Source organism: Alteromonas sp. 14N.309.X.WAT.G.H12 (assembly GCF_036697315.1).
GTDB lineage: Bacteria > Pseudomonadota > Gammaproteobacteria > Enterobacterales > Alteromonadaceae > Alteromonas.
Window position 1 is genome coordinate 16,353 of the sequence record NZ_JBAHZB010000071.1, and the last position, 1,522, is coordinate 17,874.

General features: G+C 44.7%; 1 protein-coding gene. It reads right to left on the reverse strand.

Features of this window, described 5'->3' with window-relative positions; all coding sequences use genetic code 11:
* Positions 1-197 precede the first annotated feature (197 nt).
* Positions 198-1,522, reverse strand: a 1,325-nt coding sequence (gene odhB, locus V5298_RS15140; protein ID WP_332932286.1) for a 2-oxoglutarate dehydrogenase complex dihydrolipoyllysine-residue succinyltransferase, incomplete at its 5' end; no start/stop codon positions are given.

Consider the following 1,522-nt stretch of genomic DNA (forward strand, 5'->3'; position numbering starts at 1 on the left):
CAGGTAAGCCGTATTCTTTGAATAGCTGCTTACCTTGGTATTCATGCAAATTCATGGTGTTTCTTTCCGATTTTTAGTAAGACAAAAGTCGCTTCCACGACCTGATTAGTTAAATCTGCAACCCATAGCGATTGCAGATTTAAGGCCAGATAAGTCAGCCATTGTGCCGACCTATCTGAACTGTTTATTGGGAAGAATTAAACGTCCAATAACAAACGTGTGGGATCTTCCAGCATTTCCTTCACTGTAACCAAGAAGCCTACAGACTCTTTTCCATCGACAATACGGTGGTCATAAGACAAGGCAAGGTACATCATAGGAAGTATTTCCACTTTACCATTAACTGCCATTGGCCGATCCTGGATTTTATGCATACCAAGGATAGCACTTTGTGGCGGATTAATAATCGGCGTAGACATCAAAGAACCAAATACACCACCATTAGTAATGGTGAAGTTACCACCTTGCAGCTCAGCCATGGACAATTTACCATCGCGACCTTTAAGTGCCAGCTCTTTTATGCCTTTCTCAACGCCAGCCATACCCAGAGTATCCGTATCCTTAAGTACAGGAGTTACCAGACCTCGTGGCGTAGACACAGCAATCGAAATGTCGAAGTAATTATGATAGCAAATATCATCACCATCAATAGAAGCATTTACTTCTGGGAAGCGTTTTAATGCTTCTGTTACCGCTTTAACATAAAACGACATGAATCCTAAACGAATACCATGACGCTTTTCAAAGCTTTCTTGATATTGCTTACGCAGATCCATGATAGGCTTCATGTTGACTTCGTTAAACGTGGTCAACATAGCTGTAGAGTTTTTCGCTTCCAATAACCGGTTGGCAATGGTTTTACGAAGACGGGTCATAGGGACACGTTTTTCTGTACGCTCACCAGCTGGTAAGCTAGCTGTACTGTCTGAAGATGCCGCAGCCTTAGTTGCAGATTTAGCATCGCTACCACTTTTCAGGTATTGCTCAACGTCTTCTTTAGTAATACGCCCGTTTTTACCCGTGCCTTTTACTTTCGCTGCATCCACGCCTTTTTCCGCTAGCAAACGACGTACAGAAGGACTCAAGGCATCGCTGTCTTGTCCATCATCACTGTCATCTGCTGCTGATGCTGGAACACTCGCACCGGCGCCTTCTACAAACTTAGCGATAACCGCTTCTGCCGTAACCGTTTCACCTTCTTGGGCTAGGATTTCAGATAACGAACCGTCTGCAGGAGCAACAACCTCAAGCACAACCTTGTCTGTTTCAATATCAACAAGATTCTGATCACGGCTTACCGCTTCACCTACACCCACATGCCAAGTAGCAATGGTGGCATCAGCAACGGATTCAGGTAATACCGGCACTTTAATATCGCTAGTTTTACCACCAGAGGCAGGTTTGGCCTCTTCTTTTGCTGCTGGCGCATCTGCTTTTTTATCAGCAGCAGGCGCCGCATCTTGTTTAGCCGACGCTGCACCTTCTTCTAATTTAGCAATGACTTGTTCGCCCAGAACAGTTG